The sequence below is a fragment of the Haladaptatus paucihalophilus DX253 genome, assembly GCF_000376445.1.
GTDB classification, from domain to species: Archaea; Halobacteriota; Halobacteria; order Halobacteriales; family Haladaptataceae; genus Haladaptatus; species Haladaptatus paucihalophilus.
Genome location: NZ_AQXI01000001.1, coordinates 2,429,865 through 2,445,654, shown reverse-complemented (window position 1 = coordinate 2,445,654; position 15,790 = coordinate 2,429,865). Strand labels below are relative to the sequence as shown.

Sequence of the window (15,790 nt, the reverse complement as noted above, 5' to 3'; positions counted from 1 at the left end):
CGACAACGTATCGACGGCGAATGCTCACGGAAACCGAAGCGGGACCGATTAGCTCGTTCCGTTCGTGAGAGGCGTCGTTGGAAGCGTCCCGTAGGCTTTTAACACTCACCCGACCAACCAGTCTGTAATGACTGCTCAGGCTGTCCAAGAGGGCGAACTCGTGGCCGTTATCGGCCTCGAAATCCACGTCCAATTGGAAACGGACACGAAGATCTTCTGCGGGTGTTCGACCGACCAAGACGACGCCGAACCAAACACCTACACCTGTCCGGTCTGTCTCGGATTGCCGGGGGCGCTCCCGGTACTGAACGAGGCGGCCGTGGAGTACGCTGTCAAGGTCGGCAAAGCCATCGACGCCGACATCCCCGAGGAGACGACCTTCCACCGGAAGAACTACTTCTATCCCGACCTTCCGAAGGGATTCCAGATAACCCAGTACGACGCGCCCATCTGTCAGGACGGCGAACTTGAGTTCAGCTTCGAGGGTGAAACTCGAACGGTCGGCATCCACCGCGCGCATCTCGAAGAGGACCCCGGCAGTCTCCGGCACGTTCGGGACGGAACGGGCGACATCGAAACCCGGACCGTCGGTATCGACCGTGCCGACTACACCCTCGTCAACTACAACCGCGCCGGGACGCCGCTGATGGAGATCGTCACCGAACCCGACTTCCGTGAACCCGGCGAAGTCGTCTCCTTCCTCGAAAAGTTGGAGGAAGTGCTCGAATACCTCGGCGTCTTCGACTCGACGCGGGACGGTAGCCTGCGCATCGACGCCAACCTGTCCATCATTCCCGAGGAGGACGTTGCGGACGACGGGTCGATTCCCGAGGACGTTCTCGCGGAGGCGAACCGGACCGAAGTCAAGAACATCTCGAGCCACAAAGGGGCCGAAAGCGCGCTGGCCTACGAGGAGAGCCGACAGAAGAACCTCATCCGCCGCGGAAAGGCCATCGAACAGGAAACGCGCCACTTCAACGAAACGCACGGTTCCACGGTTTCGATGCGCTCGAAGGAAGCAGAGAAGGACTACCGCTACTTCCGCGAAGAAGATCTACCGCCGCTCCAAGTGAGCGACTGGAAGCAAAAGCTCGAAATCCCGGAACTGCCGGACGCCCGCCGCGAGCGGTTCCGCGAGGAGTACGGCCTGAACAAGGAGGCCGCGAGCAAGCTCACGTCGAGCAAGCAGGTCGCTGACTTCTACGAAGACGTGGCCGAAGCGTTCGACCCCGACCTCGCCGCGGCGTGGGTCGCCGACAGCCTTCTCGGGGAACTCAACTACCGCGACATGGAGATCACGGACGTCGAGGAACGCCTCGGGGAGTTCAAGAACCTCATTCGACTGGTGGCCGAGGACGAGATTACGGCCAAGAACGCGGAAGAGACGGTTCTCCGAGAGATGCTGGACGATGGCGACGACCCGGAGACCATCATCGACCGCGAGGGACTCGGCAAGGCCGACTCGGGCGAAGTCGAACAGGCCGTAACGGAAGCCATCGAGGAGAACCCGGACACGGTGGAGGATTACCACGCCGGGGAAGGTGGCGCTATCAACTTCCTCGTCGGACAGGTTATGCAGAAGACCGGCGGCAGCGCCGACCCCGGAAGCGTGAACGGCATGCTCCGCGAACGACTGGACGAGTAACGAACAGGCGACGTGGAAACGACCGCGAGGGGAGCGTCGCACACCCGCCTCGACCCCTTCGCGGCAATCGGCTACGGCATGTCGGCGGTTGGTCTCTTCTTTCGATTTAAACCTACGTGTGGTTCTCGGAGCAAGACATATGATTCGTGACCGGCCTGGGCGTTTTCGTCGCGACGTTCGTCGTCTATTCGCTTGAATACGCGATTCCGGGCGAATTGCCGCTGTTCATCGTGCCGTTGGCGATGACAGCCGAGCGTGGCGCGTCGGCGATAAAGTACGAGACGTTATCACATGGGTTCGCTACGGAACGGTATTGTTCGACAACAATAATATTGAGATTACCCGCCATGAAAAAATTAATTATGGAGAACGAAGAAGGGGTTATCGAATGTTCGATTGGCTAGCCAATACCATTCTCTCGTTCGTCGTGAAATACGGGTATTTGGCAGTCTTCATCTATTTGACGCTCGAAACGGCGTTCATCCTCCACTTCGCGCCGAGCGAAATCGTCGTCCCGTTCGCGGCCACGCAACTCGTCCACGACCCGATGTCATTCGGGTTCTTCGTCGCGGTTTCCACCGCCGGAGCGACCGCCGGGAGCCTCCTCGGGTACTACGCGTTCGGGAGGAACGGCAAGGCGGCGCTCGACCGGTACGGACACATCCTTCACGTCTCCGAGTCGGATTTGGAGCGAAGCCAACGCTGGTTCCGACGGTGGGGCCGGAGTTCCGTTCTCTGGGGTCGGATGCTTCCGTTGATGCGCGCCATCATCTCGATTCCGGCCGGAATCGCCGAGATGGACGTGCGAACCTTCACCGTCTACTCCGCGAGCGGTTCGCTGGTGTTCAACGTGTTTCTCACGTACCTCGTCTACGAGGGGTCCGGGGAAACCTCACCGCTCGACTGGGCAGTCACGACGATTTCGACCACGGTCACGCCGTATATCGAGGGAATCGGAGGAAACTGGGCCGTCATCGCGGGCATCGGCGTCGTCCTCGCGGTTGGAACCGCGGGCGTCTGGCTTGCTCGTGAACACCTCATCCGAGAAATCGCCTCACAACGGTGAAGGCGCGCCCGATTCGCCCGCTTTTGTCCGGCCGGAAGCACCGCCGAGGACGGTCGGATACTCCGTCCTGGCCATTTTATTTCTGGAATTTGGAGAAAAATATATTTCTCTGTAGACTCGCCAGATAATTGCAGATGCCATCCAGACGCAACATACTAAAGAAAGTCGGTGCGACGGGAACGGCGGCGGTGACCATTAGCGGCCTCTCGGGGTCCGCGGCGGCGACGCCCGGTTCCATCCCGTCGAACTATCTGACCGAGTACCAGCAGACGGGAAGCGACTACGGAATCGACTGGACGTATCTCGCTGGCGTCGGCTGGATCGAGACCCAACACGGCCAGTACGAGGCGGGATGTGACACCTCGTCCGCCGGGGCGAAAGGCCCGATGCAGTTCATGCCCTCGACGTGGGACTACTACGGCATCGACGGGAACGGCGACGGCGTGGCCGACATCTGTGACTATCAGGACGCGATTCCGGCCGCCGCCTACTACCTGACCGACAGCGGCGCGCCCGGCGACTGGGACAGCGCGCTCTACGCCTACAACCACAGCTGGTCGTACGTCAGCGACGTGAAGGACGCCGCGGCGTACTACCGCGACACCTACGGCGGCGGCAGTGGCGGTGACAAATTCGTCGATGGCGACCGAGTAACGCCGACGGTCGATCTGAACACGCGGGAGCAGCCGGGAACCGGTCAGCCAATCGTCGCAACCATCTCACCCGGCGAGGTCGGCGAAATCATGAACGGTCCGACGGACAAAGGCGGCTACACGTGGTGGGGCGTCCACTGGCTCGACCGAGGCGTGTGGGGCTGGTCGGTCGAGCGGTATCTCACCGACGCGTGAGGATTCGAAGCACCGTGCCCGTTTTTTGTTGACCGTGCCGACGTTCCGACCGCTCAGTCCGCGGTCGTCGGTTGTCGTTCCTCGTCCCCCAACACGCCCTGTCGCCACGTGCCGAGGCTGAACCAGAGGACGCCGATGACGAACGACCCGATGGCCGAAATCGACCACGCCCACCAGAGACCGTTGACGCCCCACGCGAGCCCGGAGAGGGTGAGCGGACCGAGTTGCAGCGTCCACTGGTAGGCGAGCAGTATCGCGACGGGAATCCGAAGCATCCAGCGCGAGAGGAACGAGAGCGCCATCGCGACTCCGGTGTTCCCCGCGCCGCGGAACCCGCCCTGAATCACCATCAGCCCGCCGAAGAAGGCGAGAAACGGCCCGATGACTTCGAGGAAGTGAGTGCCGACGCGGACCACCTCTGGGTCGTCCGTGAACACGCTGATGGCGACGTCGGGAAAGAGCACCATCAATCCGCCAGCGCCGAACAGCACCACTAACGTTCCGATGGTCGCCTTCCGCGTCACCTCGGCTGCGCGGTCGGGCGTCTCCGCACCGAGGTTCTGACCGACGCCGGTCGCGGCGGCCTGTCCGACCGCCCCCGAAACCGTCCACGAAACGGACATCATTCGAACGCCGACGCCGTAGGCGGCGGTCGGCACCGGTCCGAACCGAGCGACCAACGCGGCCATCGCCACGGCGGCGAAACTCCGCGCCGCACCGTCGATGGTCGCGGGATAGCCGACCGTAACGAGCCGTTTCAGCACCGGCCAGTCGGGGCGGAGGTCGTCGAGTCGAAGTCGGATTCCCCAGTCCCCCTGCAGGAGGACGTACACGCCGACGACGGCGGCGAACACGCGAGCGACGAGCGTGGCGACCGCCGCACCTTGCGTTCCCATGGGGTCGAACGGGCCGTAGCCGAGGATGAGTATCGGGTCGAGGACGACGTTCATCCCAGCGGAGATAACCATCAACCACATCGCGGTTCGAGTGTCGCCAGCGCCGCGGAGAACCGCCCTGAAGACGAAAAACAGGAACGTGAACGGGATGGAGATGAACAGGACTTCGATGTACTGGAGCGCCTGCACGTAGACCGGCCCTTCCGCACCGACGAGCGTGAGGAGTTGCGAGCGAAACGCGTAGCCGAACGCGGCGAGGACGACCCCGGCGAGGACGGTGAGGAGGGTCGTCTGTGCGACCACGTTGTCCGCGGCCCGGTCGTCACCGGCGCCGATATGCTGTGACACCAGCGCGACCGACGACGCGGTGAGTCCCATCGCGAGCGAGACGAACAGCCACGAGGTCGGGAACATGAGCGAGACGGCCGCGACCGCGTTGGTGCCGACCCGGCCGACCCAGAACATGTCCGCGAGGTTGTAAAACGTCTGGAGGAGGTTACCGACGACCAGGGGCCACGCCAGCGTCACCAGTTTCGGCGTGATGGCACCGTCGGTCATATCGACGCGTCCTGTAGGTCGCCCGGACATAAACGTTTCAGAGCAACGGTCGAACGGTTCTTAAACGAACGTATCCCGTCCGCTCTCTGCCGGTTTCTCGTGAGTACAGACTACTGAATCTCGCGGAGGACGTGTTGAAACTCGCGGTGGTCGTCGACTTCGAGGGACGAGTCGAGACTGCGGCGGACGGACTCGATTTCCGTTTCGAGCGAAACGAACTCGTCGTTCTCTTGCAGGTCGTCGTAGGAATGTTCCGCCAAGAGGTTGGCGTGCGTCGAAACGAGCGAATAGTAGTGGGTCAACGTCTCCGCGTACTGTGCCCGACTGTACAGCGCCTCGACCGTCCGTCGAATGGTATCGCCATCGACTGGTTTCGTGATGTACTCGTCGAACGACATGTCGATGATATCGTAGTCGGGTGCCACCGCGGTGATCATGGCGACGCGACAGTCGTACGCTTGTGCACGAATGCGTTCGAGGACTTTGGAGCCGCTCAACGTCGGCATTTTCCGGTCGAGAAGAACCACATCGATCTCCTCTCCTCGCCGGTCGAGCACTGTAAGGGCCTCCTGTCCATCGTGTGCAACGTGTGTCCGATGCGCGGCGAGCCACTCCTCGTAGAGCGTGGTTACCTCCACCTCATCGTCCACGATTAGCACACCGATATTCCCATCTGCATTCATATTCTAACCGTGTGGTGGTAGAGATAATCAATCAGATGCACATATATCTTTGGTTTCTTAGATTACAGCTCTGGAACATTCCCAAAAGCGAAGTGATCGTTCATGTGAGTGGAGCGTCCGCTGACAGTTGCGGGAACGAGAGGATGGCCACCGTGCCGCACGGGTTCGCGTCTTCGAACCACACCGAACCGTCGTACTGCTCCATCATCACCGAGACGAAGTAGAGACCGAACCCGATGGAACCGGTCGATTCGGACGTAACGTTGCGGTCGAAGACCCGCGTTTTCATCTCCTCCGAAATTCCCGGTCCGTCGTCCTCGATTTCGACGCGGACAGTCTCCTCCGACCGCCGTGTCCGAATCACGAGCGACGGGTCGTCGCGGTCGTGATGTTCGATGGCGTTCAGGAGCACGTTTTCGACGACCTCGCCGAGCAGTTCGTTGCCGGAGACGGCCAATCCGTCCTCGATGTCGGCGTCGATACTCACGTTCGGGTACGTGTTCCGGACCTTCGTCACCCGCCTCGACAGCGCGTCGGAAAGGGACACGGATTCCAACGATACCGACTCGGAGTCCGTAACGGTCTGACTGACGGACCGCACCTTCTCCGTCAGTTGCCCGATATCCTCGCTCCAGTTACGGACCGTCTCGAAATACGACTCCCCGGTCGCCGCGACGTGAGGTTCGAGGAGTTCGAGATTGCCGTTGACGACCGTAATGCCGTTCAGAATATCGTGACGCAAGACGCCGTTGAAGAACTCTATCTGCTCGGTTCGTTCTTCGACCATCGCTTGACTCTCCCGAAGGTCGCGTTCGCGTTGTGCGCGGTCGAGGGCCGTCTCCGTCGTGCTCGCCAGGATACGGGCGAATCGGCGGTCGTTCTCGGTGAACGTCCGTTTTCGGGTGTCGCTTCCGACCGCGAGGACGCCGTGTTCGCCGAGCGGCAGCGACAACAGACATCCGAGGGGGAGATACCCGTACGGCGGCTTCGAGAGTTGCTCGACCGATTCGTACACGACCGGCGTTCCGGATTCGAACACCGACCACATCGGTTCGGCATCGCGCGAGAACGTCAGTTCACCGTCGAGACCGTCTCGCATGAGGTCGGTCATCGCAACCGACCGAAGGACCGCCCCGTCGTCTTCCGGGAAGAAGATGGACGAATAGGGGTGGTCCAACACCTCGTCGGCGGTTTGCACCGCGATTTCGGCGATCTCCTCCGGTCGCTCCGCGTTCATGAATCGCCGGGTCGCGGATTGAAGCGCGCGGAGCGTCTCTTCCCGCCGTTTCTGGCTCGTTATCTCGCGGAGGACGAATATGTCGCCGCGATGTGCGTCGTGGTGGTCGCGTATCGGTGTCGAGCGAGGGTCGTAGATGGGCGTTTCCCCGACGGAACCGCCGTCCGCCAGCACCGAAGGCGGGGAAAACGGTTCGTCGCTCGAAACGGCGTCCAACAGCCCCGGAACGACCGATTCGAGGTCACGGCCGACGATGGTGTCGCCGTCGAACAACGGCTTCGCCGCCGGGTTGTACTCGACGATTCGCTCGTCCGCGACGACGATAACGGGGTCGTCCATCTCGGACAGGACGACCTCGGAGGCGAGCGGCGCGACGTTCAGAAAGTCGTACCGAAAGAGAGCGAGACAGTCCAAGATGGCGCTGGCGGCGAAGAAAACGGGGGCCAAGCCGAACGCGATGTTCAGGTCGACGAAGGAGAAAACGGCGGTCCCGACGAGGGGGAGCAGTCCCGCGAGGATGATGGCGACCGTCTGTTTTCGATAGAGTCGGTCGGCTTGGACCAAGAACGCGGTGAAAAATCCGAATCCGGTGACGAGGACGACGAACAGATAGACGAGGTGGAAGTAGAACGACGGCGTGTGGACGACCGACAGGGCGGTGAGACCGTCGCTCGTCACCAGCGCGGCGCTGTCGTTCGCAAAGCCGTGGTGGGGGCTCGATAACGAACCGACGGTGTAGAGGACCGGTTCCGCCCAAATGAGCGGCAACGTCTTGCGCGAGACCCAATCGTCCCGACCGGTGTATTCGAGCGCGAAGGTCAACCAGAGGACGGGGATGGCGGTGACGCAAACCCCGATGAGCGTCGTCCAGAGACGGGCGCGAGCGAGCGACGTACTCGTCAGTAGGAGGAGGGAAAAAACGCACCACCCGGCGACGGCGAGGATGAGCGAGGAAAAGAGCGTCGCCCCGGGAACGTCCCGATTCGACCACGCGTGTCGCGCGAGGACGAAGCCGACACCGCCACCGAGGGCGGTACCAGTGAGGACGACACCGCCACCGAACGTTATCGAACCGAACATATCAGAGCATGTTTTTGTACAGGTCTTCGACACATAGCAGTTTCTTCCATTATCACCCCAGATAATCGGGGGGGACGTCGGGGGTTCCCGTGGAATCCTACTTTCTTTCGTTGGCGAAACGTTTACCAGCGCCATGGCCGTAGCCGAGGGCGATGACCGACGCGAACCGGGGTGGTGCGTAAGTGGAACTCATCATCACCGAGAAGGACAACGCCGCACGTCGAATCGCCGACATACTTTCCGGCGAGAGTGCGGAGGCCGACCGACAGAACGGCGTCAACGTCTACAAGTGGGGCGGGAAGCGCTGCATCGGTTTGTCGGGCCACGTCGTCGGAGTGGATTTTCCACCCGAGTACAACGACTGGCGCGACGTGGAACCGGTAGAACTCATCGACGCGAGCGTCGAGAAACAGCCGACGAAGGAGAACATCGTTCGGACGCTCCGCCTGCTCGCGCGTGATGCGAGTCGGGTGACGATTGCGACGGACTACGACCGCGAGGGCGAACTCATCGGGAAGGAAGCGTGGGAACTCGTCCGCGAGGTGAACGAGGACGTGCCCATCCAACGCGTTCGATTCTCGTCGATTACGAAAAACGAGGTCTCTTCGGCCTTCGAGAACCCGGACGAACTCGATTTCGATCTGGCGGCCGCGGGCGAAGCCCGCCAGATAATCGACCTCATCTGGGGGGCCGCACTGACGCGATTCCTCTCGCTCTCGGCGCGACAACTCGGCAACGACTTCATCAGCGTCGGGCGCGTCCAGAGTCCCACGCTGAAGCTCATCGTGGACCGGGAACGCGAGATTCAGGCGTTCGACCCCGAGGAGTACTGGGAGATGTTCGCCGACCTGCAGAAGGACGACGAGGCGTTCGAATCGCAGTACTTCTACCGCGACGAGGACGGCAACGAGGCGGAACGCGTCTGGGACGAGGAGACGGCCGAGAAAGCGTACGAAACCCTCGAATCGGCCACGCAGGCGACCGTCGATAGCGTCTCGCGGCGGACGCGAACCGACACCCCGCCCGCGCCGTTCAACACGACGCAGTTCATCCGCGCGGCGGGCAGCCTCGGCTACTCCGCCCAGCGCGCGATGAGCATCGCGGAAGACCTCTACACCGCCGGATACATCACGTACCCGCGGACCGACAACACCGTCTACCCGGACGATTTGGACCCAGAGGAACTGCTCGATACGTTCGTCGGAAACTACCACTTCGGCGACGACGCGGACGGCCTGCTCGAACAAGACGACATCGAACCGACCGAGGGCGACGAGGAGACGACCGACCACCCGCCGATTCACCCGACCGAGGACATCCCGACGAAGGGCGAGTTGGGCGACGACGAGTGGGACGTGTACGAACTCGTGGTTCGACGCTTCTTCGCCACCGTCGCCGAGTCGGCGAAGTGGGAACACCTCAAGGTGGTCTCCACGGTGGACGACCTGACCCTCAAGGCCAACGGAAAGCGCCTCCTCAAAGAGGGCTACCACGCCGTCTACCCGTACTTCAACACCAGCGAGAACTACGTGCCGAACGTGGAGGAAGGGGAAGACCTGTCCATCATCGACACGCGAATCGAGGACAAACAGACCCAACCGCCGCGCCGGTACGGTCAGTCGCGGCTCATCGAGAAGATGGAGAAGATGGGAATCGGGACGAAATCGACCCGCCACAACACCATCCAGAAGCTCTACGACCGAGGTTACCTCGAAAGCGACCCGCCGCGGCCGACCCGCCTCGCGCAGGCGGTCGTGAAGGCCGCGGAGGATTACGCCGACCTCGTGGTGAGCGAGACGATGACCCGCGAACTCGAAGAGGACATGACCGCCATCGCGGAAGGCGAGGCGGACTTGGAGGACGTGGCCGATTCGTCGCGCGAAATCCTCGCAACGGTGTTCGACGACTTGGAGGAGTCGCGCGAGGAGATCGGCAAACAGCTCCAACAGTCGCTGAAGGAGGACAAGACGCTGGGGCCGTGTCCCGAGTGCGGAGAGGACCTGCTCGTGCGCCAGAGCAGACGCGGGTCGTACTTCGTCGGCTGTGACGGGTATCCCGACTGCACCTACACGCTCCCGCTGCCGAACAAGGGCAAACCGCTCATCCTGGACGAGACGTGCGAAGACCACGACCTCCGCGAGGTGAAGATACTCGCCGGACGAAGCACCTTCGTCCACGGCTGTCCGCTCTGCAAGGCGGAGGAGGCCGAGGAAGCCGAAGACCGGATCATCGGGGAGTGTCCCCAGTGTGGGGAAGGCGCTGGGTCGGAGAGCCAGCGAGACGAAGGCGGTGAAACCGCCGAAGAACACGGCGGCGAACTCGCCATCAAAAAGCTCCAGACCGGTTCCCGACTCGTCGGCTGTACGCGCTATCCCGACTGTGACTACTCGCTGCCGCTCCCCCGCCGGGGCGAAATCGAAGTGACCGACGAGCGGTGCGAGGAACACGACCTCCCGGAACTCGTCATCCACAACGACACCGAGCAAAGCTCGGCTGGCCAATCGGACGAGTCCGATGACGGGGACGAACCGTGGGAACTCGGCTGTCCCATCTGCAACTACGAGGAGTTCAAACAGCGCGAACGCAAGAGCGGGCTCGAAGTCATCGACGGCATCGGTGCGAAGACCGCCGAAAAGCTCGCCGAGGCCGGTATCGACACCATCGACGACCTGAAAGACGCCGAGGCCGAGACGGTTGCCGAGCAGGTCAACGGCGTCAGCGAAGATAGATTGCGAAACTGGCAGGCGAAAGCGGACTGATTCGTCCCCCCTCATCTACATCACAAATCGTGCACGGCGTCCGCATTATGCCAGAATCAGCAGTGACACAACCACCAGTAACTCGCATTTTCACAACCGCCGGAAACAGCCGATGAAAAACCGCGGAGACCAGTCTTCTTTCCGGAAAATCTTCGATTTTCCGGGCCGACGACTGAATGGAGAGGGCCGACACGTGTCGGCCCTCGAAATGAAGGAGGAGTGCTTTTGGTCGAGCTTTTACAGGGAGCCGGTTGGCGGGACGACAGCGGTTGTCGTCCCGCCGACCCGCGAGCGTCGTAAAAGGTCGTTTCGAAGCTGTTTTAGCCGGGAGTTTTGAAAGGAACCCTATGACTGCGCCATGGGACGACTGGGACCATATAACTAAACTCGATCCGGACAAGAGCCTCGCGGATGGCGATACGTTCGCCGACGTGTGCGCGACGGGGACGGACGCGCTCGAAATCGGTGGCACGCTGGATATGACGCAGGATAAGATGCAGCGGGTCATCGACGCCTGTGCCGAGTACGACGTGCCGCTCTATCAAGAGCCGAGTAACCCGGCCGTGGTCGTGGAGAGCGACGCGCTGGACGGCTATCTCGTCCCGACCGTGCTGAACACGCGAGACGTGGCGTGGATAGCCGGACTCCACAAGGAGTGGATTCGGATGGCGGACGTGGACTGGTCGGAGACGCACACGGAGGGCTACATCATCCTGAACCCCGAGGCGAGCGTCGCGGAATACGCCGACGCCGATTGTGACCAGACGCCGGAGGACGTGGCGGCCTACGCCGAACTCGCGGAGAAGATGCTCGGCCAGCAGATAATTTACATCGAGTGCTCGGGTACGTTCGGCGACCCGAAAACCGTGAAGATGGCACAGGAAGCGTTGGACGAGGCGACGCTGTTCTACGGCGGCGGCATCCGCGACTACGAATCGGCGAACACGATGGCGGCGCACGCCGATATCGTGGTCGTCGGCGACCTCGTGCACGACGAGGGCGTCGAGGCCGTCCGCGAGACGGTCGAAGGTGCGAAAGACGCGAAGAAGGCGCGCGCGGAATCGGCGTAAGGAGCTTCGACGTACGAGAGTTCGTTTTCCGTCGGTCATTCGGAGTAGTGGCGACGCTGGGGTAAAGCGCCGCCAATTGTGAGTAGAGACGGTGATTGTGAGTGGAAACGACGCAAATAACCCAAAAAAGCGCTGACGGACGTGAATAAGAGATTCGAATATTCATGAACGGAATATTCATATATTCATGGTGCGGATATACGGTCGGGATACACATGTCCGCACTCGAAACGGTCGGTCTGACGAAGTACTACGGAGAGACGCGGGGTATCGAAGACCTGACGCTCTCCGTCGAATCGGGCGAGGTGTTCGGCTACCTCGGCCCGAACGGAGCCGGGAAGACGACGACGATTCGGACGCTGCTCGGATTCATCGCCCCGACGGACGGGGAGGCGACGGTGCTCGGGTACGACGTGCGCGACGAACGTGCGCTCATCGAAGCGAAAAAACGCATCGGCTACCTGCCGAGCGACCCCGGATTCGACGAAGGCGCGACCGGAACGCAGTTTCTGGACTACCAAGCGTCGCTGAAGGGCGACGACCGACGGGAGGAATTACTCGAACTCTTCGACGCCCCCGTCGAGCGGGCTATCGAGGAGTACTCGCGGGGGAACAAACAGAAGCTCGCCATCGTCTCGGCGTTCATGCACGACCCCGACCTCGTTATCATGGACGAACCGACCTCGGGACTCGACCCGCTGATGCAAGAGCGGTTCTACGACTTCCTCGAAGACGAGCAGGAGCGCGGCGTGACGTTCTTCTTTTCGAGTCACATCTTGAGCGAGGTTCGGAAGGTCTGTGACCGCGTGGGCATCATCCGCGACGGAAAGCTCGTCACGACCGAGGACGTGGAGACGCTCCTCGACCGGAACGGCAAGCGCGTGCGGCTTCGAACGAACGAACCGGTGGCCCGCGAGGAGTTCGAGTTCGCGGGCGTCCACGACCTCGTGCTCGACGGCGCGGTGCAGTTCACCTACACGGGGGAGTACGACGTGCTCTTGGACCGTCTCTCCGACTATCACGTCGTAGACGTCGATATCGAAGAGGCACCGCTCGACGAGGTGTTCATGCGGTTCTACGGCGGCGAAGCGAGCACCGACGAGGCGGGTGAAGTTTCCGCGAGCGAGGGAGGTGAAGTCGATGCTTGAAATCGCGCGCTACGAGTCCTCGCGGCGGGTCAAGGGAGCGGTCGCGTTGGCGGTGCTCCTCGGCGTGATGTCGATACTGTTCGTCGCCCTGTTCCCGTCCATCAAGTCCTCGGGGGCGAACATCGACGCGTACTGGAACAACCTCCCACCGGCGATGAAGGCGGCCTTCGGCGCGTCGGGAGCGGGGTTCTCGCTGACGACGATGGAGGGATTCCTCGCCGTCGAACTGTACCAGTTCTTCTGGTTGCTCCTGCTCGGCGTCTACGTGGCGTACCTCGCCGGGAGCCTCATCGCCGGTGACGTGGAGCGCGACCGGATGGACGTGCTCCTCGCCACTCCCGTCTCGCGTTCGAAGGTGCTGGTCGAGAAGTTCGCCTCGTTGCTCCCCACGCTCGTCATCCTCAACGTCATCGTGGGCATCGTAGTGTACGGGAGCGTCGTCGCCGTCGGCGAGTCGGTGTCGGTGAGCGATTTGGCCGTCGTGCACCTACTCTCGATTCCCTACCTGCTCGCCTGTGGCGGCATCGGACTCTTGCTGTCGGTGCTGTTCGACCGTGAGGACATCGCCCAGCGCGGGGGACTCGGGGCGGTGTTCGCGCTGTTCCTGCTCAACTCCGTCGGCGAATCGGCGGATATGGGCTGGCTCGGAGCCCTCAGCCCGATGCACTACTACGACCCGACCGCCATCCTCGTCTCCGGGTCCTACGACTGGACGGGGGCGGGAATCCTGCTCGTCGGAATCGCGGCGTTGGTGTCCGTGAGCCTCGTCATCTTCCAACGGAAAGACATCGCATGAAGGGATTTGACGACGCTGAGCGCGAGCGGATACGGGACCAGCTGATGGAGACGGGGACCGACCTGTTCGCACGGTACGGGGTGAAAAAGACCACCATCTCCGACCTCACGGATCCGGTCGGAATCGCCAACGGGACGTTTTATCGGTTTTTCGACTCCAAGGAGGCGCTCTACTTCGAAATTCTGCAACGCGAGGGGCACGAGACGGCCGACGACCTCATCGCCAACTCGTTCGAGACGGAAGACGACCCCGAGCGCGCGATTCGGCGATTCATGACGCTGTTGGCCGATGAGATGGAGGAGAACCCGCTGTTCGAGCGGTTGGTCGCGGGCGACGAGTGGGAAACCGTCTTGCGGACGATGGACGGCATCTCAAAGGAGGAGTACGAATCGATGCGTGCCGCGTCGTTCGCCCACCTCCTCCCGTACGTCGAAGCGTGGCAGGCCGAGGGGAGCGTCCGCGACGGCGACCCGGCCGCCATCGTGGGCGTGATGGGGTCGGTGAAATTCCTCACGGCGTACCGGGAACAGCTCGGCGAGGAATACTACCCGGTCATGCGCGACACGTTCGTCGAGACGGTCGCCGCCGGGTTGACGCGCCCGACGGGGGAAAACGAACGCGTTTAAGCACGTCCCGGGAGAATTGGGCCGTATGCAGAACCGAACCTACACCGCGGATGCCGAACCCGGCGAGACCGTCACGGTCGCTGGCTGGGTCCACGAAATCCGCGACCTCGGCGGTATCGCGTTCCTCATCGTCCGCGACACGACGGGGAAGATTCAGGTCAAGTTCGAGAAAGACGACATGGACGAGGAGCTCGTCGAGACCGGCCTCGGCGTCAACCGCGAGAGCGTCGTCGAAATCACGGGCGACGTGAAAGAAGAACCGCGCGCGCCGACGGACGTCGAAATCGTCCCGACGGACGTGGCGGTCATCGCGGAGGCCGAACCGGAACTCCCGCTCGACCCCAGCGGCAAGGTCGATGCCGACCTCTCGACGCGTCTCGACAACCGAACGCTCGACGCGCGCAAAGAAGATGTCGAGGCCGTGTTCAAGATTCGCGGCGAAGTGCTCCGCGCAGTGCGCGAGACGTTCCGCGACCTCGGTTGCAGCGAAATCAACACGCCGAAAATCGTGGCGACGGGGACGGAGGGCGGAACGGAACTGTTCCCCATCACCTACTTCGGCGAGGAGGCGTTCATGAACCAGTCGCCGCAGCTGTTCAAACAGCTCATGGTCGGTTCGGGTCTCGAACGCGTCTTCGAAATCGGTCCCATATTCCGCGCGGAAGAGCACAACACGCCGCGCCACCTGAACGAAGCGACCAGCATCGACTTCGAGAGCGCGTTTTACGACCATAACGAGGCGATGGACGCCTGTGAAGCGGTCGTCAAGGCCGCCTACGAGGGCGTCGCCGAGAACTGTCAGGACGAACTCGACGCGCTCGACATCGACTTCGAAGTGCCCGAGGGCGACTTCCCGCGACTTACCTACGAGGAGGCCATCGAGCGCATCAACGCCACCGGCGAACTCGACGAGATGCTCGTCTGGGGCGACGACCTGCCGACCGAGGGCGAGAAGGCGCTCGGCGAGGACGTGGGCACCCACTACTTCATCACCGACTGGCCCAGCGAAATCAAGCCGTTCTACATCAAGGACCACGACGACGACGAGGAGCTTTCGACCGGTTTCGACATGATGCATCCGCGCATGGAACTCGTCTCCGGCGGGCAGCGTGAACACCGCTACGACCGCCTCGTCGAAGGGTTCGAACAGCAGGGACTGGACCCCGAGGCGTTCGACTACTACACGAAGATGTTCAAGTACGGCATGCCGCCGCACGCCGGGTGGGGTCTCGGCGGCGAGCGTCTCATCATGACGATGCTCGGGTTGGACAACATTCGAGAGGCTGTTCTGTTCCCACGAGATAGACAGCGGTTGAGTCCGTAGACGAAACCGCTGTTTTCGAGTGGGAGCGAGGAGTGAAGCGAAGTGGAACGACTC

General features: G+C 62.1%; 13 protein-coding genes. 10 read left to right on the top strand and 3 right to left on the bottom strand.

The genetic code is table 11. The annotated features are described in order from the left end of the window. Positions 1-127: 127 nt before the first annotated feature. From gatB to B208_RS0113630, 4 genes are all read left to right on the top strand, one after another. On the top strand, positions 128-1,645 hold the full coding sequence (gene gatB, locus B208_RS0113645) for an Asp-tRNA(Asn)/Glu-tRNA(Gln) amidotransferase subunit GatB (protein ID WP_007979582.1): 1,518 nt from the start codon (positions 128-130) through the stop codon (positions 1,643-1,645). Between the two features lie 146 nt (positions 1,646-1,791). Further along, positions 1,792-2,049 (top strand): hypothetical protein, encoded by a 258-nt coding sequence (locus B208_RS0113640; RefSeq protein WP_018128927.1) that lies wholly within the window; start codon positions 1,792-1,794, stop codon positions 2,047-2,049. Next, positions 2,034-2,711, top strand: a complete 678-nt coding sequence (locus B208_RS0113635; protein ID WP_007979586.1) for a DedA family protein — start codon at positions 2,034-2,036, stop codon at positions 2,709-2,711. The genes B208_RS0113640 and B208_RS0113635 overlap by 16 nt, the downstream gene beginning before the upstream one ends. A 134-nt stretch (positions 2,712-2,845) precedes the next feature. Then, the gene (locus tag B208_RS0113630; protein WP_007979587.1) at positions 2,846-3,559 is read left to right on the top strand and encodes a lytic transglycosylase domain-containing protein; all 714 of its coding nucleotides are present in this window, start codon (positions 2,846-2,848) and stop codon (positions 3,557-3,559) included. Between the two features lie 53 nt (positions 3,560-3,612). Here the strand turns inward: B208_RS0113630 and B208_RS0113625 are convergent, their stop codons facing one another. The 3 genes from B208_RS0113625 to B208_RS0113615 all read right to left on the bottom strand — a co-directional run bounded on the left by B208_RS0113625 (position 3,613) and on the right by B208_RS0113615 (position 8,013). Next, positions 3,613-5,043: an MATE family efflux transporter gene (locus B208_RS0113625; protein WP_394294987.1), complete on the bottom strand. Its 1,431-nt coding sequence runs from the start codon at positions 5,041-5,043 to the stop codon at positions 3,613-3,615. A gap of 80 nt (positions 5,044-5,123) precedes the next feature. Further along, positions 5,124-5,663, bottom strand: a complete 540-nt coding sequence (locus tag B208_RS0113620) for a response regulator (RefSeq protein WP_007979589.1) — start codon at positions 5,661-5,663, stop codon at positions 5,124-5,126. A 133-nt stretch (positions 5,664-5,796) separates the two neighbouring features. Next, positions 5,797-8,013 carry a sensor histidine kinase gene (locus tag B208_RS0113615; RefSeq protein WP_007979590.1) on the bottom strand — a complete coding sequence of 739 codons (2,217 nt, stop codon included), beginning with the start codon at positions 8,011-8,013 and terminating at the stop codon, positions 5,797-5,799. 182 nt (positions 8,014-8,195) lie between these two features. Between B208_RS0113615 and B208_RS0113610 the strand changes: the two genes are divergently transcribed. The 6 genes from B208_RS0113610 to aspS all read left to right on the top strand — a co-directional run bounded on the left by B208_RS0113610 (position 8,196) and on the right by aspS (position 15,736). Then, a complete protein-coding gene (locus B208_RS0113610; RefSeq protein WP_007979591.1) occupies positions 8,196-10,772 on the top strand; it encodes a DNA topoisomerase I in 2,577 nt (858 codons plus the stop codon). 347 nt (positions 10,773-11,119) lie between these two features. Next, complete coding sequence (locus B208_RS0113605) at positions 11,120-11,842, top strand: phosphoglycerol geranylgeranyltransferase (protein WP_007979592.1); 723 nt, start codon at positions 11,120-11,122, stop codon at positions 11,840-11,842. A gap of 215 nt (positions 11,843-12,057) precedes the next feature. Continuing rightward, positions 12,058-12,990, top strand: coding sequence for an ABC transporter ATP-binding protein (locus B208_RS0113600; RefSeq protein ID WP_049805658.1), 933 nt, complete (start codon positions 12,058-12,060; stop codon positions 12,988-12,990). Next, positions 12,983-13,786: an ABC transporter permease subunit gene (locus B208_RS0113595; RefSeq protein WP_007979594.1), complete on the top strand. Its 804-nt coding sequence runs from the start codon at positions 12,983-12,985 to the stop codon at positions 13,784-13,786. Before B208_RS0113600 ends, B208_RS0113595 begins: the two co-directional genes overlap by 8 nt. Further along, entirely contained in the window at positions 13,783-14,412 is a 630-nt protein-coding gene (locus B208_RS0113590; protein WP_018128924.1) for a TetR/AcrR family transcriptional regulator, read from the top strand. The genes B208_RS0113595 and B208_RS0113590 overlap by 4 nt, the downstream gene beginning before the upstream one ends. A 25-nt stretch (positions 14,413-14,437) precedes the next feature. After that, positions 14,438-15,736 (top strand): aspartate--tRNA(Asn) ligase, encoded by a 1,299-nt coding sequence (gene aspS, locus B208_RS0113585; RefSeq protein ID WP_007979596.1) that lies wholly within the window; start codon positions 14,438-14,440, stop codon positions 15,734-15,736. Positions 15,737-15,790: the final 54 nt, after the last annotated feature.